Annotated in this window: 20 protein-coding genes and 1 pseudogene; 10 read left to right on the top strand and 11 right to left on the bottom strand. The window is 67.7% G+C overall.

The annotated features are described in order from the left end of the window. Positions 1-1,434: a sensor histidine kinase gene (locus VET27_RS13645; RefSeq protein WP_526518906.1), complete on the top strand. Its 1,434-nt coding sequence runs from the start codon at positions 1-3 to the stop codon at positions 1,432-1,434. Here the strand turns inward: VET27_RS13645 and VET27_RS13640 are convergent. The 3 genes from VET27_RS13640 to VET27_RS13630 are packed head-to-tail and all read right to left on the bottom strand — an operon-like array spanning position 1,349 to position 4,205. Further along, the gene (locus VET27_RS13640; protein WP_526518904.1) at positions 1,349-1,726 is read right to left on the bottom strand and encodes a DUF3054 family protein; all 378 of its coding nucleotides are present in this window, start codon (positions 1,724-1,726) and stop codon (positions 1,349-1,351) included. The genes VET27_RS13645 and VET27_RS13640 overlap by 86 nt on opposite strands. After that, the gene (locus tag VET27_RS13635; RefSeq protein WP_526518902.1) at positions 1,713-2,969 is read right to left on the bottom strand and encodes a M23 family metallopeptidase; all 1,257 of its coding nucleotides are present in this window, start codon (positions 2,967-2,969) and stop codon (positions 1,713-1,715) included. Before VET27_RS13635 ends, VET27_RS13640 begins: the two co-directional genes overlap by 14 nt. A 9-nt stretch (positions 2,970-2,978) precedes the next feature. Beyond that, positions 2,979-4,205, bottom strand: a complete 1,227-nt coding sequence (locus VET27_RS13630; protein WP_526518900.1) for a lysylphosphatidylglycerol synthase transmembrane domain-containing protein — start codon at positions 4,203-4,205, stop codon at positions 2,979-2,981. Positions 4,206-4,280: 75 nt separating this feature from the next. Between VET27_RS13630 and VET27_RS13625 the strand changes: the two genes are divergently transcribed. Next, positions 4,281-5,441: an AI-2E family transporter gene (locus VET27_RS13625; protein WP_526518898.1), complete on the top strand. Its 1,161-nt coding sequence runs from the start codon at positions 4,281-4,283 to the stop codon at positions 5,439-5,441. Here the strand turns inward: VET27_RS13625 and VET27_RS13620 are convergent. Genes VET27_RS13620 through trmB form a run of 3 tightly spaced genes read right to left on the bottom strand, consistent with a single transcriptional unit; the run spans position 5,438 to position 10,301 of the window. After that, positions 5,438-8,710 (bottom strand): MMPL family transporter, encoded by a 3,273-nt coding sequence (locus VET27_RS13620; RefSeq protein ID WP_526518896.1) that lies wholly within the window; start codon positions 8,708-8,710, stop codon positions 5,438-5,440. The genes VET27_RS13625 and VET27_RS13620 overlap by 4 nt on opposite strands. A gap of 56 nt (positions 8,711-8,766) precedes the next feature. Beyond that, positions 8,767-9,504 carry an NYN domain-containing protein gene (locus VET27_RS13615; RefSeq protein ID WP_526518894.1) on the bottom strand — a complete coding sequence of 246 codons (738 nt, stop codon included), beginning with the start codon at positions 9,502-9,504 and terminating at the stop codon, positions 8,767-8,769. Further along, positions 9,501-10,301 (bottom strand): tRNA (guanosine(46)-N7)-methyltransferase TrmB, encoded by an 801-nt coding sequence (trmB, locus tag VET27_RS13610; protein WP_526519025.1) that lies wholly within the window; start codon positions 10,299-10,301, stop codon positions 9,501-9,503. Before trmB ends, VET27_RS13615 begins: the two co-directional genes overlap by 4 nt. Before the next feature lie 136 nt (positions 10,302-10,437). On the opposite strand from trmB, the gene VET27_RS13605 reads away from it, so the two are divergent. From VET27_RS13605 to VET27_RS13595, 3 genes are all read left to right on the top strand, one after another. Next, positions 10,438-11,451 (top strand): hypothetical protein, encoded by a 1,014-nt coding sequence (locus tag VET27_RS13605; protein WP_526518892.1) that lies wholly within the window; start codon positions 10,438-10,440, stop codon positions 11,449-11,451. Next, positions 11,448-12,650: a hypothetical protein gene (locus VET27_RS13600; protein ID WP_526518890.1), complete on the top strand. Its 1,203-nt coding sequence runs from the start codon at positions 11,448-11,450 to the stop codon at positions 12,648-12,650. Before VET27_RS13605 ends, VET27_RS13600 begins: the two co-directional genes overlap by 4 nt. 149 nt (positions 12,651-12,799) lie before the next feature. Further along, a complete protein-coding gene (locus tag VET27_RS13595) occupies positions 12,800-14,629 on the top strand; it encodes a phosphoenolpyruvate carboxykinase (GTP) (RefSeq protein ID WP_526518888.1) in 1,830 nt (609 codons plus the stop codon). Here the strand turns inward: VET27_RS13595 and VET27_RS13590 are convergent. Then, positions 14,626-16,590 (bottom strand): ATP-binding protein, encoded by a 1,965-nt coding sequence (locus VET27_RS13590; protein ID WP_526518886.1) that lies wholly within the window; start codon positions 16,588-16,590, stop codon positions 14,626-14,628. The two genes, VET27_RS13595 and VET27_RS13590, sit on opposite strands and share 4 nt — an antisense overlap. After that, on the bottom strand, positions 16,502-17,023 hold the full coding sequence (locus tag VET27_RS13585) for a nucleotidyl cyclase domain-containing protein (protein ID WP_526518884.1): 522 nt from the start codon (positions 17,021-17,023) through the stop codon (positions 16,502-16,504). The genes VET27_RS13590 and VET27_RS13585 overlap by 89 nt, the downstream gene beginning before the upstream one ends. Positions 17,024-17,187: 164 nt before the next feature. Here VET27_RS13585 and fadD4 point away from each other — a divergent pair, with 164 nt between their 5' ends. Together fadD4 and VET27_RS13575 are read left to right on the top strand one after the other, a co-directional pair. Further along, the gene (gene fadD4 / locus VET27_RS13580; protein WP_526518882.1) at positions 17,188-18,708 is read left to right on the top strand and encodes a fatty-acid--CoA ligase FadD4; all 1,521 of its coding nucleotides are present in this window, start codon (positions 17,188-17,190) and stop codon (positions 18,706-18,708) included. Between the two features lie 23 nt (positions 18,709-18,731). Further along, positions 18,732-19,619, top strand: coding sequence for an enoyl-CoA hydratase/isomerase family protein (locus VET27_RS13575; RefSeq protein ID WP_526519023.1), 888 nt, complete (start codon positions 18,732-18,734; stop codon positions 19,617-19,619). A 44-nt stretch (positions 19,620-19,663) separates the two neighbouring features. On the opposite strand, the gene VET27_RS13570 is transcribed toward VET27_RS13575, so the two are convergent. Then, positions 19,664-20,392 (bottom strand): GntR family transcriptional regulator, encoded by a 729-nt coding sequence (locus VET27_RS13570; protein WP_526518880.1) that lies wholly within the window; start codon positions 20,390-20,392, stop codon positions 19,664-19,666. 2 nt (positions 20,393-20,394) lie between these two features. Continuing rightward, positions 20,395-21,543, bottom strand: coding sequence for an acyl-CoA dehydrogenase family protein (locus tag VET27_RS13565; protein WP_526518878.1), 1,149 nt, complete (start codon positions 21,541-21,543; stop codon positions 20,395-20,397). 141 nt (positions 21,544-21,684) lie between these two features. Between VET27_RS13565 and VET27_RS13560 the strand changes: the two genes are divergently transcribed. The 3 genes and pseudogenes from VET27_RS13560 to VET27_RS13550 all read left to right on the top strand — a co-directional run bounded on the left by VET27_RS13560 (position 21,685) and on the right by VET27_RS13550 (position 25,110). Beyond that, positions 21,685-22,599, top strand: coding sequence for a hotdog family protein (locus VET27_RS13560; protein WP_526519021.1), 915 nt, complete (start codon positions 21,685-21,687; stop codon positions 22,597-22,599). An 11-nt stretch (positions 22,600-22,610) separates the two neighbouring features. After that, a pseudogene (locus VET27_RS13555) lies at positions 22,611-23,812 on the top strand (CoA transferase). Further along, positions 23,806-25,110: an amidohydrolase family protein gene (locus VET27_RS13550; protein WP_526518876.1), complete on the top strand. Its 1,305-nt coding sequence runs from the start codon at positions 23,806-23,808 to the stop codon at positions 25,108-25,110. Before VET27_RS13555 ends, VET27_RS13550 begins: the two are co-directional and overlap by 7 nt. Before the next feature lie 100 nt (positions 25,111-25,210). Here the strand turns inward: VET27_RS13550 and VET27_RS13545 are convergent. Beyond that, positions 25,211-25,427: alpha/beta hydrolase (locus tag VET27_RS13545; protein ID WP_526518874.1), on the bottom strand; the 217-nt coding region annotated here is incomplete at its 5' end.

Here is a 25,427-nt window from a genome sequence, read left to right as displayed (position 1 = left end):
GTGCGACTGCCCCGAGTCGGCCGGTCCGCCTCACTGCGTACGCGCGTCGCCCTCGCCTCGGCGGTCGCGGCGGCCGCCGTCGTCGCGGTGTTCACCGTTCTCACGTCGGTGGTGTTGGCCAACAACGACGCCGCGCAGCTCGACCGTCGACTGGACGCGATCGTCGACGCCAGCGTCTACGACCAAACGAATGGCGTGCTCCAGACCGGGCGGTCGCGATCGTCGGGTCAGGTGGTGTTCCAGCGGGGCTTCCAGCTGCCTCTGTTGCCGCCGGGGAGCGAGACCGTCGAGGTCAACGGCATCGAGTATCGGGTACGCACCATCCCGGTGGACCAACAGGGCGGGGTACTAATGTCGGTCGGCATCCGTGCCGACAGCATCCTGCTGAACCGGGCGCGTATCCCGCTCTACAGCGCAGTCGGCGTCGTGACCGTGCTCATCGCCGGGGGACTGGGGTGGATGCTGGCGGGTCCGGCGATCCGGCCGTTGCGCAGGCTCACCGAGCAGACCATGCGACTGGGGAAGGGCAGCGACCGGATGACGGCGGTGAAGGGCGCGCGGGAGGCCGAGGAGCTGTCCGATGCGATGGCCGGCATGCTCGAACGCCTCGCCGCTGCGCAGCTGGCCACGACGAACTCTCTCCAGGCTGCTCAGGACTTCGCGGCCAATGCCGCACACGAATTGCGTACTCCGTTGACCGCGATGCGGGCCGACCTCGACACCCTGAGGATCCACGACCTGCCCGCCGACGAACGGGACGAGGTCGTCGGCGACCTGGCCCGTGCCCAGCGCCGGGTGGAGGCCATCATCACGGCTCTCGGACAGCTCGCGTCGGGACAGTTGGCGCAGGCCGAGGACCGTGAACTGATCGACGTCACGGACATGCTCGACCGGGTGGCCCGCGAGAACAGCCGGGCCGGCGACGTGGAGATCGTCGTGCACAGTGACGATGCCATGGGCACGATCTGGGGTTGGCCGGCTGGGCTGCGGCTCGCGGTGGACAACCTGGTGCGCAATGCAATTGCTCACGGCGGCGCCACCACGATCTTGTTGACCGCACACCGGCATGCCGCAGTCGACGGCCGCGACGAGGTGCTCACCATCGTCGTCGACGACGACGGATGCGGACTTCCCGCCGACGAGCACCAGTTCGTCATGGGCAGGTTCGCCCGTGGCAGTACGGCGGCGCCCGGTGGATCGGGCCTCGGACTCGCGTTGGTGGCGCAGCAGGCGGCGCTGCACGGTGGCGGCATCGAGTTGTCGACCGGCCCACTCGGCGGTCTGCGCGCCACGCTGACCGTGTCGACTTCGCCTGAACCGGAACCGTTTTCAGAGGGCGACGGCTCGCTCAGCGGCGAGCCAGGGCCCTTGCGCCGAGGCGCCAACCGAGTAGCAGGATGGCGGTCGAAAGCGAAGCGACCACCACGAAGCTGATCGCCGTGCCTTGAGATGTGGCCTTGCGCAACAACATTCCGATGACGACGGTGCTCAGCCAGATGACGAGGCCCGTCGGGGCCAACGAGGTCGGACGTTGCCATGCCCTGGCGGCCAGCCAACCGGCCGCAGTGCCGGACAGGAACGGCCATGCCGTTTCGAGCACGCCCGCGACGGTGATCCCCTCGGCGTGACTCCGCCTGCCGATCGCGCAGAACACCAGCACGCACACGACGTCGGCGAGCAGTGCGGTCGCCGCGGCGCGCGCCGTCGCGTCGCTAGCCTCCTGCATAGGTCATCACGTCGAGTACCAACGGACTGAGGTTCTTCTCGTCACGCGACGCACTGCCCGGTGCCATCGGGGCGGGTTGGCCCGTCAACAGCGGATCCAGCGCTTCCATCGACGCCATCCTTCCGTCCAGGGTGAAGTCCTTGAAGACGAACGGTAAACCGTTGGAGCGCAACGGGTCCGGTGTGCTCATCACGTGGAAGTGAAGATGTGGCGCGTCGGTGTTGCCGGTGTTGCCGAGGTTGGCGATCACCTGACCGGTGGTGAGTTGGTCGCCGGGCTTCACCTTCACGGAGCCGGTCTTCAGGTGTGCGTAGAACGCATAGTTGCCCCCGCCGATGTCCTGTACGACGTGGTTGCCGCCGTACTGCTCGAGCGTCAATCCGGTGGGACTCTTGCCCGCCACCTGCTCGGGCAACCCGTCGAGCACGGTGACGACGGGCCCGTCGGCGACCGCGTGGATGTCGGCGCCGAAGTACGGGTAGCTCTCCGGCTTGGTTTGATCGCCCTTGACGATGGTGCCGTCGGCGCTGAGCTGTAGGTAGTCGATCGCGAATCGCTCAGCAGCCCAAAGGTTTCCGTCCAGGGGGTTCATCGCGGTCCGGTGCGCCGTCATGTCGCAGCAGCTGTTGGCGTCCAGCCAGCGCGGACCGGTCAGCGGTGGCGAGATGACGACCGGCTGATGCGTGGACACCGTCACGGGGGCGACGTCGTCCTCGGTCATTGTGGCGGGCAGAAGCGGTGGCATCGGCTTGGCCAGGTCGACGACGATGGTGTGCGACAGATCGGCGGGTACCGGCGCCGAGCCGTCGAGCACGACGTCGAGCCATACGATGCCCGCCTGCCCGGGGCCCAAGGTCGTGGTCGGGATCTCCCCGGCGCCGAGGGCGCGCGTCCAGTACTTCAATCCATCGCCGGACAACGACACGAGCTCGTCGCCTCCGGCCTTGACGGACAACGACTTCAGCGTGACGTCACCTCCGAGGGCATTGATCAGCTGCAGCTCGTAGGCGAGGTGCTTCTTGCCGTCGGTCGTCGGCACCGGCACCGGTGCCGCGATGACACTCGCGATGATGGGAGTGGCTTGCACCCTCGCGGCAGTGGTGGGTGTCGCCGTGCCGGCGGTCGACGTCGCCGAGCCGGAGGCTCCGGTCGACTCGGACGGAGTTTGGCTCGAAGTCCCGCAGGCGGTGAGGAGGGCGGCCGCACCCAGAATCGCGAAGGTGTTCCAGATGGTGCGGTGCATCCGCCGATCCTATGGCCCCGCCTCGGGCTCGTGTCTTGCTTCGGGATCCGGACTGAACTGGCGCGGTGGTTGGACCTCCGCCTCGTAGACCGCTTCCGGGCCGGGGCTGAACTGCTCTGGCGTGGATGACGATGCGTCGGGCTCGAGGGCCGCGTCCGGGTCGATGTCCTTCTCGGTGCGGAACATGAAGAAGAACACCACCCAGCCGATCGCCGAGATGAAGATCCAGCTCACCAGCCGGTAGATGAGCATCGCGGAGATCGCGGACGCCAGCGTCATGCCGCTGGACACCAGGCCGGGGACGAGGACGGCCTCCACGACCAGTAACCCACCTGGCATTAGCGGGATGGACCCGACCGCGCGCGCCGCCGCGTAGGCCACCGTGAGACCCGCCAGTGACGGCTTGCCGCCCGCGGCGTATGCGGCGAATGCCAGGCAGGCGACGTCGGCCACCCAGTTGAAGAGTGACCAGCTGAACGCCGTGCCAAGGGCACGTCGGGTCAAGCTCACCGACTCGAGCTGCTCGAGCATCTCGCGCCACTTGTGCAGGCCGGTGTCGGCCGGCTTGCCCCGCACCGAGTTGAACCAGGACAGCAGGCGCACCCCGATGCCGTCGATCTGATGAGGATTCGAAGCAACGCTCTGCGCCAACACCAGCAACGCGACGAAACCGCCGAGCGTGAAGATGAGCGACAGGGGGTTCTTGCTCGCGCCGAGGAGGAAGGCACCCGCGAGCCCGAGCAGGGCCAGGCCGACCACCTGCAACACCCCCGACATGACCAACTGCCACGACGCGACCATGGGCGAGGCGCCCCAAATGCGTTGCTGCCGATAGACGAACGTCGCCGAGAGCACGGGGCCACCCGGCATGGTCGTCGACAGGGCATTGCCGGCGTAGAACGCGGCCTCCGACCGCCACTGCTTTACGTGTACGCCCGCGGACTTGAGCAGGGTGCGCTGGATCTGGGCGAAGCTGTGCATCGACGCCAGCGCGGCGAACACCGAGGCGAGAACCCACCACCAGTTGGCCGACAGCAGGCTCCGCCATGCCTTCGCGAGCTGGTCCCATACCAGCACCACCTCGACGGCGAGCACCGCGAGAGCGACGCAGATGATCGCCCAACGCAACCACCAGTACTTGCCGCGCTGGCGAATTTCCCGGGTCGCTTCGCTCCTGCCCTCCGGGGCATCTTCCCGGGTCGCTTTGCTCCTGCCCTCCGAGGCGTCCTGCGACACGGCTACAGGGTAACGGCGCGCGACCGCCCGACGAGCTTGCCCGGATCGCGCGCGGCGAGTCGTTACGCTACCGGGATGCCAGAGGGCTTCCTCTTGTCGCTTGACCCGCAGGCCGACGCGTCGGTGCACCCACTCGTCCGCAAGACCGCCGCATGGTCGTGGCGACTGCTGATCATCATGGGTGCGCTCATCGCGTTGTTCTGGGTGGTGATGCACCTCGAGGTCATCGTGGTGCCGGTGTTGCTCGCGACGATGGTGACGGCGATGTTGCTGCCGCTCGTCGACCACCTCGACCGCCGCGGACTGCCGAGGGGCGCGGCCGTGGCCGCGGTAATTCTGTGCAGCATCGTGGTGGTGGGCGGCATCCTGACGTTCGTAGTCAGCCAGTTCATCCAGGGCGCCCCCGCACTGGTCGACCAGGTGACCCTCAGCATCACCAACGCCAGGAACTCGCTCAACACCGGCTTGCTGTCGCACTTCAGCAACGACCAGATCAAGAGCGCGACGGACACCGCCATCGAGGCGCTCAAGAACAATCAGTCGAAGTTGACCAGCGGCGCTCTGTCGACGGCGGGCACCATCACCGAGATCGTCACCGGCGCGTTGCTGATGTTGTTCACGCTGATCTTCTTGCTGCAGGGCGGCCGCAACATCTTCGCGTTCGTCACCAAGATCTTCCCGCTGACCGTCCGCGACCGTGTGCGCGACGCGAGCCGCGCCGGCTTCCACTCGTTGATCGGCTACGTCCGTGCCACCTTCCTGGTGGCGCTCGTCGACGCGGTCGGCATTGGAACCGGCCTGGCGATCATGGGGATTCCCCTTGCGCTGCCCCTGGCGTCGCTCGTCTTCCTCGGTGCATTCATCCCCTTGGTGGGCGCGGTCCTCACCGGCGGGCTGGCCGTGATCGTCGCGCTGATCGCGAAGGGCTGGGTCTATGCGTTGATCACGTTCGGTCTGATCATCGCCGTGCAGCAGTTCGAGGCGCACGTCCTGCAGCCGCTCGTGATGGGCCGCGCGGTGTCTCTTCATCCCCTTGCGGTGGTGCTCGCGATCGCTGCGGGCGGTGTCACGGCCGGGATCGTGGGCGCACTTCTGGCGGTCCCGATAGTCGCGGTTCTCAACAGCGCGGCGCGCGTGCTGCTGGCCGACGACCCGGCTGCCGAGGAGGCCGCCCTCGCCGCGGACGTCGGGCCACCCATCGAAGGCAAGGCCGACGACCTCGAGGCCGAAACCTAGAGCCGGCCTTCCCTGCGCAACAGATCAGCCGCGCTTACCCCGCCGCCGCGGCGCTTGGGATTCTCCTCGGTGTCGCGCGTGTCGATCTTCTCGGTGGGCTCGGAGTCCGAAGCCCGCTGAGTGGGAATCGCCGTGGTGGGTGGCTCGGCTGCCGGAGAGGGCGGTGGTTGACGTCGACCAGCCGTCGGTGGCCGCTGGACCTCCGATTGCGAGCCCGAACCAGTGGCTCCGCCGCGCAGGTCGCCGAGCCACGACTCGATCTCGCGGCTCCCGGTGGCGCTCGCCCCGCGGGAGCTGGATTCTCTGGTGGGGGTCGCGGTCCGCGGCGGGGTGGCGGGCCGATTCGGGTCGATCCGTGGCGTGCGCGTGGTGGCGGCATCGGCCGGCGCCGGTATCCGGGTGGTCTGATCGGCGGGCGCGGCGGGCATCCGCGTGGTCGGCGGCTCGGCAACGGGCGCCGACGTGGTGGTCGGGATGCGCGTCGTCCCCGCGGCCGAAGGTGGGCTGACACGCTGCGGAGCGACCTTGCCCGTCGTCGACGACCGCCCACCCTGCGGATGGGTGGGGTCGTGAGGTGGCAGCGCCCGCATGGGTGCACCGGCGCCGACGAGAGCCTCGGAATCCACCTCGGGCTCGCGGGCCGTGGGCCGCTTGCGCTCGTCGGGGAGTTCCACTTCACCGAGCCCCAGCCGCTCCTGAATGCGCTTCATCCACTGCGGCGCCCACCAGCAGTCGTCGCCGAGCATCTTCATGATCGCTGGAACCAGGAACATTCGGATGATCGTGGCGTCGAGCAGCAGGGCCAACAGCAGACCGAAGGCCAGGTACTTCATCATCACGAGGTCCGAGAACACGAACGCGCCCGCGACGACCGCAAGGACGAGTGCGGCGCCAGTGATCAGGCGGCCCGTGGTGGCGGTGCCGATGCGGATCGCCTCTGCCGTGGACAATCCGCGCGCTCTGGCCTCCACCATGCGGGAGACCAGGAACACCTCGTAGTCCGTCGACAGACCCCAGATGACGGCAATGATCAGACCGATCATCGGGGCCATGAGTGGCTGCGGCGTGTAGTTCATCAGACCCGAGCCGTGCCCGTCGACGAACATCCACGTCAGGATGCCCATCGTCGAGCCGAGGGTGAGCGCACTCATCAGCGCGGCCTTGATGGGCAGCACCAGTGAGCCGAACGCCAGGAACATGAGCACCGTGGTGGTGAGGATCAGCACCACGACCATCAGCGGTAGCTTCGCGAAGAGGCTGTGGATGCTGTCCTGCTCCAGGGCGGGGGTGCCGCCGACCCAGATCGTCACGCCCTTGGGCGCCGAGAGGTTCCGCAGCTCGTCGATCTTCTTGGCGGCGTCGTTGCGCTGTTCGAGACCGTTCTGCAGTACACAGGGCAGGTCTTTCGACAGGCAGGGGTGCGGTTGTCCGTCGGTGCCGACCGGTATCGCCGGATCCTTGACGTCCGGCGCCACGGGGCGCTCGTCCCAGGTGCCGGTGAAGCCGGTGATCTGGGCCGCCTCGTTCTTGACCTGAGCGAGCTGCTCCGGTGTCGCGTTCTGGACGACCAGCGTCAGCTTCTCGGTGCGGTACCCGGGGAAACTGGAGTCGAAGGCGTTCTGTGCCTGGCGCACCGCATTGTCCGGGGGCAGGTACTTCTCGCTGATGCCTCCGAGAGCCAGCTGACCCAGCGGGATGACGAGCAGGATCATCACGATCACGATCGGCAGCGCGAACAGTCCCGGCCGCTTCATGACCTTGTTGACCAGCGTGCCCCAGAAGCCCTTCTCGACCTCTTCGCGGGTTTTCGTCTTCTGCGTCTTCTCGGCCAGGAAGTTCAGCCACCAGATGGTCGGCTTGCGGATCAGCGGGATGTACCTCGCCAGGACGAGGATCGCGGTGACGGTGGCGCAGAAGATCACGATGCCGAGCAGGATCCAGAACAGGGCTCCCTCGACGACGCCGGCATCCCGGAGGGCGTAAGCGCCGTAGGCGAGTCCGCCATAGGTGCCGAGGTAGGCGAACAGCAGGCCGATGAGTGCCAGGCCTGCGCCCTGTTCGCCGGTCCTCTTGATCTGGGAACGGGCGATGTGCCCGATTGCGATGCCCACCGGGGGAAGAAGGATGCCCGCCGGGATCGAGGCGAGGGCGAGGGTGTTCTTCTTCGGGTTGGAGGCGTCAGACTTGATGGTGTCGGGTAGGGCGAACCTGGTCAAGGAGCTCACCCCGAGCGAGTCAACGCGGTGTCCGAGGACGGCCAGCGCGGCGATGAGCACGGTGTTCGACATGATCGCCGCGAGCATGACCGAGGCGATGATCGCGTAGGTGATCGACTTGAGGAAGCCCTGCGGGAAGAGCAGCAGGGGCACCGACGACGCCACGATGATGACCGCAGAGAACATGACGGTGCGACCCGACGTCATCATCGTGCGCCGCACTGCCGCCTCGGTGTCGTAACCCTCGGCCAGCTCTTCTCGGAACCGACTCACGATGAACAAGCCATAGTCGATCGCGATGCCAAGGCCGATCAGCGTGACCACGGGTTGGGCGAAGAAGTGCACGGGGGTGAACTCGGCGGCCAGGCGCATGATGCCGAGCGCACCCATGATTGTCAGTCCGCCGATGATGGCGGGCAGGCTCGCGGCGATGACGGTGCCGAAGACGAAGAACAGCACCACCGCCACCAGCGGGATGGCCGCCACCTCGGCGCGCTTCTGATCGTCGCCGATGGTGCCGGTCAGCTCACTGGCGATGGGCTGAAGGCCGGCCAGTTTGATCTTGCCGTCGTCAACGGTCTGCAGATCGGGCTGAATGATCTTGTAGTTCTTGAGGATGGTGTCGTCGTTGTCACCCTTGAGCGGCATGACGACGAACGTGCGGGTGCCGTCGTTGGCGAGCGCGGCGTTGGTAGTTGGGTCTCCGGTGGGACTCTCCAGATAGCCCCGCCAGTAAAGAATCTGGTCGGGGTGGTCCGCGACGACCTGGTCGAGCTCGTCCTTCATCTGCTTGGACCACTGCGGGTCATTGGCCTTCTTGCCCTCGGGCGCGTCCAGGACGGCGACGATGTGGCTGAGCCGGTCGCGCCCGTAGACGTCGTCGGCCAACTCGGAGGCAGCGACTGACTGGCTGGTGTCGTCGTAGAAGCCGCTCTGGGTAACGTGCTGACCCAGGCTTGCGCCGTAGATGCCGCCACCAAGGCACAGCGCGACCATGATTCCGATGACTGCGTATCGGAACTGGTACACCATCCGACCCCACCAGGCGAACACGTGAGCTCCTAACTGGTCTTCTTCAAGTTGTCTCTCCCTCGGCTGCTTCTATCTGTTCACGCGCGCGAGGTAAGTAGCGAGGACAGCGGCCGGAACGGCTGCAGCCACGCCCCTTGCTGGGGCAGCGAGTCAAGGCCGATTCGCGGTAGCGGCTCCCGGAAGACACCGGGGATGTCCTCGAGATCGACAAACTCCAAGGTATCCGACGCTAGCGCCCAACTGGCATGTTCGCGAAATCCGAGAACGCTTACCGGGATGCCGTCGCGGGCGATCTCCTCGAGGGGGAGCCGGAACGCCTGCCCGTCAGCGGACGCCACGTACACGCTGGCGAGGCCCTCGCTCAGGCGCAGCGCGATGTGGTCCAGCATGTCGCTGTCGACGTCGCTGTCGTCGTCGATCTTGGGTTTGGCGAACACCGCGAAACCAACGTTGCGCAGCGCCTCCACCCACGGGCGGACGACGTCGGCGCTGCCTGGTGCGATGTTGGTGAAGACCGTGGCCTCCGGCTCGAACGTGACCGGCGGCTCCGCGGACGAGCGGGCGCTCGACAAGTCGGCGGTACGGGCCAGGAGCCACCGACCAAGCGCGTCGAACCGTGGCCGGTGGGCCGCGGTCGGGCGGCCGCCCAGGATCGACCCGAGACCCATGTCGAGGTTCGGTGCGTCCCATACGAGCAGTACCCGCTGAGGACTCCGGAGCAGAGTCTCCGCACTGTCGCCGACCTCGCCGGCGAGCGCATCGGCAACGTCGCCGACGTCCTGCCCGACGATCCCGAAGTCCTCGGTGACGCTCATGGCCGCTTCTCCCAGAGGAATTCGGCCACCGCGCTGCCCGCGCGCTGCGCCTTGTCCTCGTACTTCGTTACGGGTCGTCGTACCGAGATGGGCAGCTCGGGACCCGCTCCCGTGATGGCGTCACCACTGAGCCTGCGCAGTCTGGGTTCGGCGTCGCCGACCTCGCCGATCTGTTCGGCATATCCGGGATGATCCGTCGCGGCGTGCAGGATCCCGCCGGGCCGGAGCCGGTCGGCGATCAGGGCGACCGTCGCGGGCTGCATCAGTCGGCGCTTGTGGTGCCGCACCTTGGGCCAGGGGTCCGGGAAGAAAACCCGCACGCCGGTCAGGGACTCCGGTGCGAGAAGGTGCTCGAGCACGTCGACACCGTCACCGCGGATCAGACGCACATTGTCTAGGCCCTCGCGGTCGATGCCGTTCAGCAGCTGCGCGAGGCCGCGCTTGTAGACCTCGACCGCGATCACGTCCAGGTCGGGCTCGGACGCGGCCATGGCCAGGGTCGAGACGCCGGTTCCGCAGCCGATCTCGAGCACCAGCGGCGCCGAGCGTTCGAACCAGGCCTGCGCGTCCAGCACTCCTGCGAGGTTCCCGTCGGAGTCCCTGGCCTGCATTCCGAGCTCCGGCCAGCGGCGATCCCACGTCTCCCGCTGCAGACCGGACAGCGCTGACCGGCGGGATCGGAAGCTGGTGATGCGCGGATGAGGGTGCGCGAGGAATGGGGTTGGGTCGGAAACCGACTCCGAGGCCGCCTCCCAGGCCTCCTCGCGCTGCACGTGCATCCGTCCATGGTCGCTCATCGAGGACGGTGGACCCGCATCGTGGTGCAATTCGATACCCAACAGTTGTCTTCTTCAGCTACCCGGCGGGTTCTGTGAATAGCGCCGCCTGCCGGGGGTCCGCGGGGGTGCGACGATGGTCCCGGGGGGCCGGAACATGACACAGGAGTTCATCGGCGAGCTGGCAAGCGTCGCTGAAACCGTGGGTAGCGCGCACTTCACGCCGGTAATCAACCGTTTGCGGCGACCGGTGCGCGTTGCGGTGGTCGGCCGGACGGGTGTCGGCCGGGGCCGGGTGGAGGCCGCACTGCGGCAACGGGGTGTTCACGTGGTGCCGTTCGGCGCCAGCGGCGACGCGTTCGACGTCTGCATCCTGGTGATCGCCGAGACTGCCAAGACCGAGGATCTCGCGGTCGCACGATCCGCTCGTCGGCCGGTGCTGATCGTCCTCACGAAGGCCGATCTCGCGGGTGCCGGTGCAGGGGGACCGATCGCCGTCGCCCGCAGGAGGGCTGTGGCCGTTCACGAGCTGACCGGCGCCCCGGTGATACCGGTGGTGGGACTCCTGGCGGCACTGGAGGACGGCGGCGACCTCGAGCACGATCTCGTGGCGGCACTTCGTCGATTCGTGACCGAGCCGCCAAGCCTCACCAGTGTCGACGCCTTCGTCGACGATCCTCATCCGGTCGGTCGTGACGTGCGTGCCCGCCTGCTCGCACGCCTCGACAGGTTCGGCATCGCGCACGCGGTTCTCGCGCTGGCCGACGGGTGTGATGCCGGTCGGCTGGGTTCGCACCTGTCTCACCTCGGCAACCTCGACGAGGTGGTCGCCGCACTCGACGCGACGGCGGCACCGGTCAAGTACCGGCGCCTGCGTGCGGCCATCGCCGAAATACGCTGCCTCGCAGTACAATTGGATGCCAGTGCGGTGTCGGATCTACTTGTTGACGACGTCACGGTGATGGCTACCATGGGTGCTGCCGTCGAGGTGATCGAGGCCGCCGGTCTGTCCGTCGACCGCGGCGACACGGCACCCGCCCACCTCGAACGTGCCGTCCGGTGGCGAAGGTACGGTCGCGGGCCCGTCAACGCCTTGCATCGCCGGTGCAGCGCAGACATCGTCAGGGGCTCGCTGCGACTCCTCGACGGTGCGCGGAGGTCGTCGACGTGACCTCGCCGGATCGGGTCGTCCTGGTGGTCGGACCGCCACTGTCGGGCGTGAGCGGTGTCATCGAGGGTCTGCGCACGCAAATTCCCGACCTGACGGTGGTCGGGGCCGACGGGCTCTCGCCGGAGCGTGCGCCCGACGCGGTGCTCGCCGTGGTGTCGGCGGTGGCGCCGGCTACCCGGTCGGACTGGGCGCTCTTGGAGCGGGCGGCGGCACGTACCGATCTGGTGGTCGGAGTGGTGTCGAAGGTCGATGCGCACAGGGGTTGGCGCGATGTGATGGAAGCCGACCGGATACTCGTCGCGGGTTGGGACGTGCGCGCCGAGTCGATGCCGTGGGTGGGTGTCGCCGCTGCCCCCGATCTCGGTGAACCACGCCTTGGCGATCTGGTCGCCGAGCTGGACGAGCGCCTCGCGGATCCGGATCTGAGACGACGAAATCAGTTGCGGTCTAGTGAGTTTCGAGTGCAAGCGGAGCGGTCGCGAGGGCGCCCGATCACCGATCGGCGCGCGTCGGCGGCCAGGGCCGGTGCCGTAGAGCTGAGAGGCGTGCTCCAGCGCACCCGCCTGCGGCTGCTCCGGTTCGTCAGGGACGGGTGCTCGGAGTTGCGCGCCGAACTGCGCGAGGTCGCCTCTGCGGTACCCGTCGGCGGATCGGCCGACTTCGAGACGCTGGTGCGGGCCGAGGCCGACCGGTTCGTCGTCGAGCTCGACGAGGAGATCGCCCGCGCGATCGGCGCCGCCGCGACCGACCTCGGGCTGGAGCAACGCGGCGCAGTGCCGCTGCAGCCAGTCCGCCGTCCTCCGCCCGAGGTGAGTCGGTCGCCGTCGTCGTCGCGGCGATTGGAGGGCCGGCTGATGGCGGTGCTGGGGGTTGGCTTCGGGCTGGGGATCGCGCTGGCGTCGAGCCGTCTCCTGGCAGGGGTGGCGCCGGGCCTGTCCGTCGCGGGATTGACGGCGGGCGCGGCCGTGGGTCTGGCAATGATGGCGTGGGTGGTGCGCGCACGTGGGCTGCTGCACGATCGCGCGTTGCTCGACAGGTGGGTCACCGAGGTCGGGGCGGCACTGCGGTGGCACGGCGAAGCGGTGGTCGCCGAACGACTGCTCGCCGCCGAATCGGCGTGGGCGAAAGCGAGGCCAACCCCGGGTTCCGTCGACCCCAAATGGACCCGCGAAGACATTACTGATCAGTACGAATGGTGATCGAACCGTTGATCGGCGGCCAATTTGGCGGGAAACGCCATTCTGAATCGTTCCTGTGAGAGAACGGACATACTCCCGAATTACCGCGGGTAAGTCACCCACGTTAACCTCAACCCAGGTATAACCGAGACCGCCAGCAGGAGATTTTGATGACCTCAGCGACCATTCCCGGTCTGGACAGCGCGCCGACCAAACACGAGGGGCTGCTCGCCTGGGTTCGCGAGGTTGCCGAGCTGACTCAGCCCGACCGCGTGATGTTCGCCGACGGTTCCGATGAAGAGTACGAGCGCCTGTGCGCGCAGCTCGTCGAGGTGGGCACCTTCCAGAAACTGAACGACAAGAAGCAGCCGAATTCCTACCTCGCGCTGTCGAATCCGTCCGACGTGGCGCGCGTGGAGTCGCGGACCTTCATCTGTTCGGCGCGCGAGATCGACGCGGGCCCGACCAACAACTGGATGGATCCCGCCGAGATGCGGGAGCTGATGACCGGCCTGTACCGCGGATCGATGCGCGGTCGGACCCTGTGGGTGGTGCCGTTCTGCATGGGACCGCTCGGTGCGGAGGACCCCAAGCTCGGCGTCGAGATCACCGACTCGGAGTACGTCGTGGTCTCGATGCGCACGATGACCCGGATGGGCAAGGCCGCACTCGACAAGATCGGCGACGACGGGTTCTTCGTCAAGGCTCTGCACTCGATCGGCGCTCCGTTGGAGGAGGGCCAGGCGGACGTGCCGTGGCCCTGCAACGACACCAAGTACATCACCCACTTCCCCGAGACCCGCGAAATCTGGAGCTACGGGTCCGGGTACGGCGGCAACGCGCTGCTCGGCAAGAAGTGCTACTCGCTGCGCATCGCGTCGGCGATGGCCCACGACGAGGGCTGGCTCGCCGAGCACATGCTGATCCTCAAGCTGATCTCGCCGGAGAACAAGGCGTACTTCATCGCCGCCGCGTTTCCGTCCGCGTGTGGCAAGACCAACCTCGCGATGCTGCAGCCCACCATCCCCGGCTGGCGCGCCGAGACCGTCGGCGACGACATCGCGTGGATGCGTTTCGGCAAGGACGGCAGGCTCTACGCAGTCAACCCCGAGTTCGGCTTCTTCGGCGTCGCGCCGGGCACCAACTGGGATTCCAACCCGAACGCGATGAAGACCATCGCCGCGGGCAACACCGTCTTCACCAACGTCGCCAAGACAGACGACGGCGACGTGTGGTGGGAGGGTCTGGAGGGCGAGCCCGACCATCTGATCGACTGGAAGGGCAACGACTGGATCCTGCGTGAGACGGAAACCAAAGCGGCACATCCGAACTCGCGTTACTGCACCCCGATCTCGCAGTGCCCGACGTTGGCCCCCGAGTGGGACGACCCGCAGGGCGTGCCGATCTCGGCGATCCTGTTCGGTGGCCGCCGCAAGACGACCGTTCCGCTGATCACGCAGGCACGCGACTGGCAGCACGGTGTCTTCATCGGTGCCACGCTGGGCTCCGAGCAGACCGCCGCCGCCGAGGGCAAGGTCGGCACCGTGCGCCGTGACCCGATGGCGATGCTGCCGTTCATGGGCTACAACGTCGGCGACTACATGCAGCACTGGATCGACGTCGGCAAGAACGCCGATGAGTCCAAGATGCCCGCGGTGTTCTTCGTGAACTGGTTCCGGCGCGGCGACAACGGTCGCTTCCTGTGGCCGGGCTTCGGCGAGAACAGTCGCGTGCTGAAGTGGGCGATCGAGCGCATCGAGCACCAGGCCGAGGGCAAGTCGACCCCGATCGGCATCGTGCCGACGGCCGCCGATCTGGACCTCGACGGTCTGAACGTGGACGCCGCCGACGTCGACGAGGCGCTCGCGGTCAACGCCGAGGAGTGGCGCAAGGAGCTACCTCTGATCGAGGAGTGGTTCGAGTTCGTCGGCGAGAAGTTACCGACCGGCATCAAGGACGAGTTCGACGCGCTCAAGACCCGCTTGGCCGAGGCGGACTAGAGCTCGGCGCGGATGCGATCGATCTGTTCGTAGGTGTACCTGACCATGACAGCCGTGGTCATGTTTTGCCCTGTGCGAGCGAGCGATTCGTAGCTGGAATCGCCGAGTAGTTCCCGCAGATGCGCGACGGTCGACACGATCTCGGGGAGTGATGACTGGGTGAACGGGTTCACCGCGAATCCGCAGACGACGGCGGCCGGGGGTTCACCGTTGGTAATAGCAAGCGGCGACAGCATCGACGCGATGCTCGACGCCGTCTGCCCGCTGCCGCTGTCCTGCGCGATGGTCAAACCCCGGCGCAGAGCGTCATACGCCGCGGCGGGAGCAACCTCGCGGTGGGTGGTGCCGTATGCGAACAGGGCCCACGCGGCCAGGTTGGGATTGTCGATGGTGTCGGCGACGGCGAGAAGCTCTTCCGTTGCCGCGGTTGCTTCGTCGTCGGCGCCGGCCATCTTCAGCGCGAGTGCCAAGATTGCTTGTGCGTGAACGTAGGTTTCCGGACGGCGCGCGATGACGTCTCGGCACCACTCAACCCAGCGCCCGGCCTCCCCTGTCATGGCATAGCAGCTGCCCACCGCTGCTTCGGATTCCTTGCGTACGTCGTCGAAGCGCCCGCTCCTGACAGCTGCCTGACCGGCCTCGGCGTACCTTATCGAATCGTCGATCCGCCCAGCCGCGAAGCACAGCGTCGCAAGGGCATAGAGCTGAGCCAAGCGCCGGTGCTGCACCGCGGCCGCGGGTTCGATGAGTTCCTCGGCCCACCGGATGGGCTCGTGCTGCTCGCCCCAGAATCCGACGAACCCGGCAAAGTGCGCGACGCTCGCTGCGGCATCTAGGTCATCGTGGTCGGCGGCCCACCGGAACGCAGCCCGTAAGTTCGCCAACTCGAGGTCCAACCACGCGTAGGCCATGCGTTGGCGGGGGCCGTCCCATAGTGCCAACACCTCGGCCTCGAACTCGGCGAAATAGTGGGCGTGACTGGCGCGGACGTCGTCGGCCCGGCCGCTAGCCGCGAGTTGCTCCTCGGCGAATTGCCGAATCGTCTCCAGCATCGAGTACCGCGTCCGGTGCGCGGACTGATCGGCCACCAACAACGACTTGCGCACCAGAGCGTCGAGAAGATCGAGAGTGGCGTATTCGTCGTCGGAATCGGCGACGGCTCCTGCGCCATCGATGTCGAACCCGCCGGCGAAGACCGAACATCTCACGAGGAGTGTCGCTTCGGCATCGTCGAGCAGGTCGTACGACCACTGCACCGCATGGCGCAGCGTCTGGTGACGCTCCAGTCCCCGCCGCGATCCGACCAATAGCCGAAAGCGGTCGTCGAGTCGGTCGCGCACCTCGATGACCGTCATCGACTGCATTCGGGACGCGGCCAACTCGATCGCCAGGGGGATGCCGTCCAAGCGGCGACCGATCTCGGCGACCGCGTGCTCATCGCAGGCATCCGCGAGCGAAACATGTGGCGCCACCGCGTGCGCGCGGTCGAGGAACAGGGTCGTGGCCGCCGAGTTGAGCCCGATGGCGAGCGACGGCACCGGCCACAGTTGTTCGTCGCTGACGCGCAATCCCTCGCGGCTGGTGGCGAGCACGCGCACCGTCGACGACCGGCCGAGGATCACCTCGATCAGGTCGGCGGCGGCATCGAGCACGTGCTCGCAGTTGTCGAACACAAGCAGTCGCGAGCGGCCCTCCAAGGCGGCGGCCAGGCTGTCCGCCAAAGTCATGCCCTGCTGCTGAGTAACGCCGAGCACGGCCGCCACCGCGTCTGGCACCGATTCCGGTGCGCCGACCGGCGCGAGTTCGATCACCCAGACCCCGTCCGCGAAGCCGTCCGCCGAGAGCGCGGCGACCTCCAGCGCGAGCCGTGCCTTACCGACCCCGCCGACGCCGGTCAGCGTGACCAACCGATGCGCCTTCAGCGCCTCCTGGACCTCGATGAGCTCCGATGACCGCCCCACCAAACTCGTTGTGGGTGCCCGCAGATTCCCGGCGTTCGCATCCAGTGTGTTCAGCCCCGGGAAACTCCGCGCGCAGACCAGGGGCGTCGACCTGAAAGACGTCGACCGGTTGTGCCAGATCGCGAAGCCGCCGCGTACCGAGGACGATGAGGTCGAGTTCGTTCACCAGCCCGGCGGTTTGGCCGTCGAGCAGGATCTGGCCGCCATGTCCGGCGGACATCACCCTGGCAGCGCGGTTGAGTACGGCGCCGAAGTAGTCGCCGCCGCGCTGCTCGGCTTCACCGGTCGCGACGCCCATGGTGACAGCGCCACGCATCACCTCGTCGTGGGTCTCCAGGGCAGCCGCCGTCGCATTGGCGTCGGCCTCCCACCGCCGCGTCGACCGCTCGATGTCGGTGAACAGAAACGTGATGACGCCCGAAGGCGTGGCCATGTCATCCGTCACCGCGTCCATGGAGCACCCCCGCACGTCCGGAATTCCCCGGCGATGTCATGGTATGGCGATCTACTCCGCCACAAGATCAATTTCGCCGTCGCAAGAGCGCCGCAAGAGCACTACTTGACACTCGTCAACTTCCGGCATCGTAAAGTCAGCGCATGCAGATTCGCGACACCGCCGTAGCGACCCCCGACAAGCCGGCCATCATCATGCATCCGTCTGGCACGGTGGTCACGTTTGGCGAGTTGGAGGCCAGGGCGAACCAGTTGGCGCATCTGTTCCGGTCGGCCGGACTGGCCGAGGGTGACGCAGTGGCGATCGTCATGGAGAACAACGAGCACATGCACGCCGTCATGTGGGCCGCCCGCCGCAGCGGGCTGTACTACGTTCCCATCAACACGCACCTGACCGCGGCCGAAGCGGCCTACATCATCGACAACAGCAGTGCGAAGGCGATCATTGGCTCCGCGGCGCTGCGCAAGGTGTGCGAGAACCTCGGCGAGCACCTCCCCAATGGCCTACCCGACGTGCTGCTGATCGCCGACGACGACCTCGAAGGCTGGGATCGCTACCCGGAATGCGTTGCCGTTCAACCTGATACGCCCATTGACGACGAGTGGGAGGGTGATCTGTTGCAGTACTCGTCGGGTACCACCGGACGCCCGAAGGGCATCAAGAGGGCACTGCAACACGTCTCACCCGCCGAGGCGCCCGGCATGATGTCGGCGCTGGTGGGGGTCTGGATGCACCCCGGCGCGGTCTATCTGAGCCCTGCCCCGCTCTACCACACCGCGCCGTCGGTCTGGTCGATGAGCGTGCAGGCCGCCGGCGTGACGACCGTCGTCCTGGAGAAGTTCGACGCCGAGGGCTGCCTCGACGCGATTGCGCAGCACCGCGTCACCCACGGCCAGTTCGTCCCAGCCATGTTCACCCGAATGCTGAAACTGCCTGAAGACGTGCGCAATTCGTACGACGTGTCGAGTCTCGAGCGGGTGATCCACGCGGCGGCTCCGTGCCCCGTCGAAATCAAGAAGCAGATGATCGACTGGTGGGGGCCGATCGTTGACGAGTACTACGCCTCCTCCGAGGCTCACGGCTCGACGCTCATTTCGGCCGAGGAGTGGCTGACGCACCCGGGTTCAGTCGGTAGGCCGATGACGGGTGGCTTGCACATCCTCGACGAGGACGGCAACGAAGCGCCCGCAGGCAAGGCCGGGGAGATCTACTTCGAAGGCGGCAACACCTTCGAGTACCTCAACGATCCCGAGAAGACCGCCTCATCCCGAAGTGCCAAGGGGTGGATGACGGTGGGCGACATCGGCTACGTCGACGAGGAGGGCTACCTCTACCTCACCGATCGACGGCACCACATGATCATCTCCGGCGGCGTCAACATCTATCCGCAGGAAGCGGAGAACATGCTCGTCACCCATCCCAAGGTGATGGACGCCGCGGTGTTCGGCATTCCGGACGACGAGATGGGACAGAGCGTCAAGGGGGTCGTGCAGACCGTCGATCCTGAGGACGACACCGACGCGTTCGGCGACGAGCTGATGACGTGGTTGCGGGAGCGCTTGGCGCACTACAAGTGTCCACGATCGATATCGTTCGAGGCGCAGTTGCCACGCACCGACACGGGCAAGCTGTACAAGCAGGAGCTGATCAAGAAGTACTCGTGAAGCGCGTCGCGCTCTGCGACGGCGTGACCGTCGGCGTCGGTGCCGGTAGCGAAAGTGAGCTGGCGGAAGCGACTTTCACGCTGGTCGAGGAGCCGACTGCCGACGGACGGACGATCGCGGTGGCGTCGGCCTCCGACACCGTCGACGAGCTCCGCGAGCGTTGCTCTCGCTGGCCGATCGCCGCGGCGGTGTGCGGTGACGTGCTGCGCGCGTTCGACCCGGCGGCGTCTACCTTCGCGGGGATCATCACCGAATCCCTGGCCTACTCGACGCTGCAGTCCGGACCCGAGTTCGCCCGGTGGCTTGCCGAGCGTGGTCCGGCCACCGTGCCCGAACTTCTCGACCCGGTCGTGGCCCAGCGCGAAGGGGACATGCTCTACGTGCGGTTCAACCGGCCGCAGCGTCACAACGCCTTCTCGACCGACGCGCGCGCCGCACTGCTCGATGCGCTCGAGGTTGCCCGCCTCGACCCGACGGTGACCGAGGTGGTGTTTTCCGGCAACGGCCGATCCTTCTGCAGCGGAGGTGATCTCGCCGAGTTCGGTACCTTCGCCAACCCGGCGTCGGCGCATCTCGCCCGCACGCGGCACAGCCCGGCGCTGGTCCTCGACGAGATCACCGCGCGCCTCGGCACGTCGTGTCGAGCCGAGGTGCACGGCCGGGTACTGGGCAGCGGACTCGAGATGGCGGCGTTCTGCGGACACGTGACGTGCACGCCCGATGCGACCCTCGGTCTGCCCGAGTTGACGCTGGGGCTCCTCCCCGGCGCGGGCGGAACCGTCAGCATCACGCGACGGATCGGCCGCTGGCGCACGGCGTACCTGGTGTTGACGGGCCGGACGATCGACGCCGCGACCGCCCTCGACTGGGGCCTCGTCGACACCATCCACCCAGCGATTTCGGCGCGCTAACTGTTGCCCGGCGAACGTTGGCGCGCCGAAATCGCAGGTGGGGGCTAGGTGGAGCGGCGCAGGGTCACGCGGTAGGTGTACTGCTCGGGCAGGAAGTGGCTGACGGCCAACTCGACGGGTGTGCCCGCCGCGTCGGAGTAAAGCCTGTCGACCCGCAGCATCGGATGACCCCGACCGCAGCCCACCGCGACGGCAACCTCGTCGTCTGCCGTCGAGACCGTGATCGACTGGGCTGCTTCGGCTATCGGGTGGGCGAGATGCGGCTCGGTCAGGCCGATCACGGTGCTGGTGCTGACCGCGCCGTCGGTCAAGTCGGTCAGTCCGAGCACGGGCCTGGCCACGGACTCCGGCAGGTGGACCCGCGTCAGGACGAAGGGCACGCCGTCGTGCAGTCGACGGAACACCACGGTGTAGACGACGTCGTCGTCGAGTCGCATCCTGCTGGCCGCGTCGACGTCGACCCGGCGACGGAGTCCGGTGAGCACTTCCATGGTGGTGTCGTCGGACAGGCTCATCAGGTCTTCGATCGAGCCGAGTTGTCGGAGGTATCGGTGTCCGCCGTCGCGTGCGTACGTGCCACGGCCAGGGATCCGGTACACCACGCCTTCGGCCACCAGGTCCTGGAACGCCCGCCGCACGGTCTGCCGTGACAGCCCGTGCTGCGCGACGAGCTCGGACTCGGTGGGCAGCCGTGCGCCGTCCCGGTACGCCCCGGCGGCGATGTCGTCTCGAAGTGTCTGGCGCAGAGCCTGATACGCCGGTGCGGGCCGCATGATCAGATCCCGCCGCGAGCCACCAGCTGCCCCGCGATCACGTTGCGCTGGATCTCGTTGGTGCCCTCGCCGACGATCATAAGGGGCGCGTCACGGAAGTAGCGCTCCACGTCGTATTCGGTGGAGTAGCCGTAACCGCCGTGGATCCGCACCGCGTTCAGCGCGATCTCCATGGCGGCCTCGGAGGCGAACAGCTTGGCCATGCCCGCCTCCATGTCGGCGCGCTCGCCGCAGTCGTAGCGGTCGGCCGCGTGGAACGTCAGTTGGCGTGCGGCGGTCAGCTTGGTCGCCATGTCGGCGAGATAATGGCCGACTGCCTGGTGCTTCCAGATGGGCTGGCCGAAGCTCTCGCGTTCCTGGGCGTAAGCCAGCGCATCCTCGAGGGCCGCGGCGGCGACCCCGAGGGCTCGCGAGGCGACCTGGATGCGGCCGGTCTCGAGGCCCTTCATCATCTGGCCAAAGCCCTTGCCGGGCGCTCCGCCGAGGATGGCCGTCGCGGGCACCCGGTACTCGGCGAACGAAAGCTCACACGACTCGATGCCCTTGTAGCCGAGCTTGGGCAGATCCCGCGACACGGAGAGCCCGTCGCCGTGTTCGACGAGGACGATCGAGACGCCCCGGTGCTTGGGCGTCGCGTCGGGATCGGTCTTGCACAGCAGGGCGATCAGGCCGGAGCGCCGTGCATTGGTGATCCACGTCTTGGCGCCGTTGATCACCAGGTCGTCACCGTCGGGGCGGGCAACCGTGGTCATCGCCTGCAGGTCCGAACCACCGCCCGGCTCGGTGAGCGCCATGGTCGCGCGGACGTCGCCGGTGGCCATGGCGGGCAGGTAACGCTGCTTCTGCTCGTCGGTGCCGAACAGGTCCAGGAGCTTGGCGACGACGGTGTGGCCGCCCATCGCACCCGCCAGGCTCATCCAGCCGCGCGCCAACTCCTGGGTGACCAGCACATAGCACCGCGTCGACACCGGCGTGCCGCCGAACTCTTCAGGCACCGCCAACCCGAAGATGCCGATGCGCTTCATCTGTTCGATCCACGCCTCGGGGTACTCGTTCGCGTGCTCGACGTCTCGCACGGTGGGCTTGACGTCGCGATCGACGAACGAGCGCACGGTCGCGACCAGCATGGTCTCTTCGCCACTGAGATTCATGGGGTCTAAATGTACGGCCATATTGACACGCTGATTGCCAGACTGCCAGCATGTGAAGCCGTGACTTTGTCCGGCCATATCGAAGGCGGCCCACACTTCGACGATCTCCACGTCGGCCAGGTGTTCGACTGGGCACCGTCGATGACCTTGACCGCCGGCGGCGCGGCCGTGCATCAGTCGATCCTCGGGGACCGCTTGCGCCTGCCGCTCGACCAGACGCTGACGCACGCCGTCACCGGTGCGCCGGCCGCCCTGGCACACCCCGCATTCGTCTGCGACGTCGCAATCGGCCAGAGCACGCTGTCCACGCAGCGCGTCAAGGCCAATCTGTTCTACCGCGGGCTGTGGTTCCACCGCTTCCCGTTGATCGGCGATACGCTGTACACCCGCACCGAAGTCGTTGGTCTGAAACAGAATTCGACGAAGCCCGGGCGCGCCCCGACCGGTCTTGCCGCGTTGCGGATGACCACCATCGACCAAGCCGACCGGCTGGTGCTCGACTTCCACCGCTGCGCGATGCTTCCGCTGCGCGAGGGCGTCGGCGCCACCGGCCACGCCGACGACCTCTCGGCCATCGGTGCGGACGCTCCCCGCCCATTCGATCCGACCCGCGATTGGGATGCCGACGCCTTCCGTGCCCGTGTTCCCGGCCCACACTTCGACCCGGCGATCGCAGGCACCGTCACGCGTAGTACCGCCGACGTGGTCACCGGTGCACCGGAGCTCGCCCGACTGACCCTCAACGTCGCTGCGACGCACCATGACTTCCGCGTCGGCGGGCAACGACTGGTGTACGGCGGACACACCATCGGGCTGGCGCTGGCGCAGGCGACCCGTGCGCTGCCGAACCTCGTCACCGTGCTCGGCTGGCAATCCTGCGACCACACCGGCCCCGTGCACGAGGGGGACACGCTCTACAGCGACCTCCACGTCGACGAGGCGACGCCACTGCCCGGTGGGCGCGGCGGGATCCTGGCGCTGCGGTCCGTCGTCCATGCCGTCGGTGAGCCCGACCGGCAGGTACTGGACTGGAGATTCGGCGCCCTGCTGTTCTAGGTACGGGGACAATGGGCACCGTGGACGGGGCGCAGCGGGACTGGGGAGCAAGCGGACTGGCTCACCTCACCGGGCTTCCGTCGGGTTTCCCAGACTTCTCGCGCGCCGGGGTCCTCGCCGCCGCGCGGTCGACGGCCGCCGATCTACACCGCCATCTCGGGGTCCAGGTGAACGCCGCCGAACTGCTCGCCGGTCGCGCGGCCCTGCTCGGGCTGTCGCGGCGGGGCCGGATCTCCGCTGGCGGAGCGACCCGGCTCGTCGCCGCGCGTGACGGGTGGTGTGCGTTGACGCTGTCCCGGCCCGACGACGTCGATGCGGTCTCCGCACTGGTCGAATCGGCTGAGCAACAGGGCGATCCGTGGCCCATCGTAGAAGCCTGGGCATTGGCCGGACTGCCGCCGACGTCGTCGAACGTGCCAGGCTGCTCGGCCTGCCCGCGGGCGCTCGGGGGGAGACCGTCCCCGCTGCTCCCGCAGTGCGTCGCATCGGCCCCGCCGCTGCGCTGCGCGAACCGTCTGATCTGCTGGTCGTCGACCTGTCGTCGATGTGGGCGGGACCCCTGTGCGGGCAGTTGCTTCGACGGGCGGGCGCCACCGTCGTGAAGGTCGAGACCACGGCCAGACCTGACGGCACCCGAGCCGGCTCGTCCGCCTTCTTCAACTGGATGAACGCCGGAAAGCTCTGTTATGCAGCTGACTTCGAAGACAGTAGTCGGCTGCGCGCCCTGCTGGAGGCGGCGGACGTCGTCGTCGAGTCGTCACGGCCGTCGGCGTTGCAGCATCGCGGCCTCGGCCCAGACGACGTCGCCGCCCGAGACGGGCGCGTCTGGGTGCGTATCACCGGCCACGGCAGCGACGGTGAACGCGCCAACCGGACGGCGTTCGGTGACGACGCCGCGGTGTCGGGCGGGCTGGTGGGCGACAGCCCCGAGGGTCCGGTGTTCTGCGGCGACGCGATCGCCGATCCGCTCACCGGACTGCACGCCGCGCTGGGTGTCGCCGAGTCGCTGTCCCACGGCGGTGGCGAGGTCGTCGACGTGGCCATGGCGGCGGTCGCCGCCACCTACGCCTCCCTGCCCGAAGTGCCTAGCGAAAGTAGCTGTCCTGCAATGGTTGCTAGGAAACCGGGTCCGCAAACCCGGGCTGCGGACCTCGGCGCTGACAACCAACGCGTCGAGCGGCTGATCGCCGAACGGAGATTGACCTCGTGCTGATCCAGCGTGCGCACCTGCTCGACGGCACCGTCGCCGACATCAGGACCGACCACCAAGTCGTCGAGGTTGCGCAGGACCTGACGCCGGCACGAGGAGAGCCGGTGTTCGACGCGTCCGGGTGCACCGTCATCCCTGGACTGCACGACCACCACGTGCACGTGCACTCCGCGGCGGCAGCCACGACGTCGGTGAGTGTCGGACCTCGGGAAGTACGCGACCGAAACGGTCTTCGGGCCGCGCTGGCCACCGCACACGTCGGCGAGGACGGCTGGATTCGCGCCGTTGGCTACCACGAGGCGGTCGCGGGGGAGTTGGACCGCGTGGCGCTCGACGAGGTTTCACCGCCGGTGCCGGTGCGCGTGCAGCACCGCAGCGGAATCCTGTGGACCCTGAACTCTGCGGGCCTGGCCCGCGTCGGTCTCCCCGATCACCCGGACGGCCGGCTGCGCAGCGCCGACCCGAGTTGGTCTGGCGCCCTGGCCCGACGGGAAACCGGACTCGCCGACGTCAGCCTCAGGCTTGCGTCCTACGGCGTCACCGGAATGACCGATGCGACACCCGATCTCGGGGTGAACGACGTCGTGCGATTCGCCGAGTCACATCGCCACGGCGAGCTCCTGCAACGGGTGCACTGCCTGGCACCCGGCAAGCGCATTCTGCACGACGACGACCTGGACCTCGACGGGCTGACCTCATGGGTCGTCGCCCGCCATGCGGCGGGTGCCGTCGTCGCCCTGCACTGCGTCACGGCGGCGCAACTCGTCGTCGCCATCGCCGCGCTGCGTGCGGCGGGATCCCGCCCGGGGGACCGCATCGAGCACGCCGCCGTCGTACCGGACGACTGCCTGGCCGACCTCGCCGAACTCGGACTGGCCGTTGTCACCCAACCGAACTTCGTGGCCGAACGGGGCGACCAGTACCTCGTCGACGTTCCGCAGGACGAGCTTCACCAGCTGTGGCGCGTGGCGTCGCTGATCGCGGCGGGGATCCCGGTCGCGCTGTCGACGGACTTCCCGTTCGGCGACGCCGACCCGTGGGCGGCCATGCGGGCCGCAGTGCACCGGACGACGGCGTCGGGCACCGTCATCGGTGCGCAGGAGCGGATCGCGGCGCGCACGGCGCTGACGTCGTTCCTCGGCGCGCCAGAACATCCGACGCTTCCGCGGTCGGTCAGCCCCGGCGAGCCCGCCGACCTGTGTGTCCTTGCCGGAGCGCCGGACCACGTGCTGCGCGAGCTCGACGCGAGCCTGGTCGCCGCCACAGTCGTCGAGGGCCGTGTCGTGTACGAGCGCAGCTGATGGGTGCTCGCAGGTAGCGCAGATGGAGGCCAGCATCGGCGACGCCGGGGCCCAGGTGGACGAAAGTTTTTCCACATGCCCACCACCCACGCCGACGTCATCAACGCCGGCCTGCTCGGCTTCCTGAAGGCGTGAGGTTTTGCCGCAACCAGGCCACCTGGCTGGCGAAGAAGGCCTGTGACACAGAAGCTTTCGGCACCGCGCCGTCGAATCCGTGAAACGCGCCCGGCACGACCTCGACCTCGCACGGCACCCCGGCCGCCGTCAAGCTTTCGGCGTAGGCGAGGTCCTCGTCGTGGAACAGGTCGTTCGTGCCG

Source organism: Mycobacterium sp. (assembly GCF_035633495.1).
In the GTDB taxonomy this organism is placed as follows: domain Bacteria; phylum Actinomycetota; class Actinomycetes; order Mycobacteriales; family Mycobacteriaceae; genus Mycobacterium.
Note: the sequence above shows the minus strand (reverse complement) of the source record. Positions and strands in the feature narration are given on the sequence as shown.

Excerpts from the sequence above, each read along its gene's own strand:
- VET27_RS13635 (WP_526518902.1), bottom strand. The coding sequence starts at position 2,969 with ATGCACCGCACCATCTGGAACACCTTCGCGATTCTGGGTGCGGCCGCC.
- VET27_RS13585 (WP_526518884.1), bottom strand. The coding sequence starts at position 17,023 with ATGGCCACGCCTTCGGGCGTCATCACGTTTCTGTTCACCGACATCGAG.
- VET27_RS13625 (WP_526518898.1), top strand. The coding sequence starts at position 4,281 with ATGCCAGAGGGCTTCCTCTTGTCGCTTGACCCGCAGGCCGACGCGTCG.
- VET27_RS13560 (WP_526519021.1), top strand. The coding sequence starts at position 21,685 with ATGACCTTGACCGCCGGCGGCGCGGCCGTGCATCAGTCGATCCTCGGG.
- fadD4 (WP_526518882.1), top strand. The coding sequence starts at position 17,188 with ATGCAGATTCGCGACACCGCCGTAGCGACCCCCGACAAGCCGGCCATC.
- VET27_RS13595 (WP_526518888.1), top strand. The coding sequence starts at position 12,800 with ATGACCTCAGCGACCATTCCCGGTCTGGACAGCGCGCCGACCAAACAC.
- trmB (WP_526519025.1), bottom strand. The coding sequence starts at position 10,301 with ATGAGCGACCATGGACGGATGCACGTGCAGCGCGAGGAGGCCTGGGAG.
- VET27_RS13615 (WP_526518894.1), bottom strand. The coding sequence starts at position 9,504 with ATGAGCGTCACCGAGGACTTCGGGATCGTCGGGCAGGACGTCGGCGAC.
- VET27_RS13565 (WP_526518878.1), bottom strand. The coding sequence starts at position 21,543 with ATGAATCTCAGTGGCGAAGAGACCATGCTGGTCGCGACCGTGCGCTCG.
- VET27_RS13605 (WP_526518892.1), top strand. The coding sequence starts at position 10,438 with ATGACACAGGAGTTCATCGGCGAGCTGGCAAGCGTCGCTGAAACCGTG.
- VET27_RS13570 (WP_526518880.1), bottom strand. The coding sequence starts at position 20,392 with ATGCGGCCCGCACCGGCGTATCAGGCTCTGCGCCAGACACTTCGAGAC.
- VET27_RS13640 (WP_526518904.1), bottom strand. The coding sequence starts at position 1,726 with ATGCAGGAGGCTAGCGACGCGACGGCGCGCGCCGCGGCGACCGCACTG.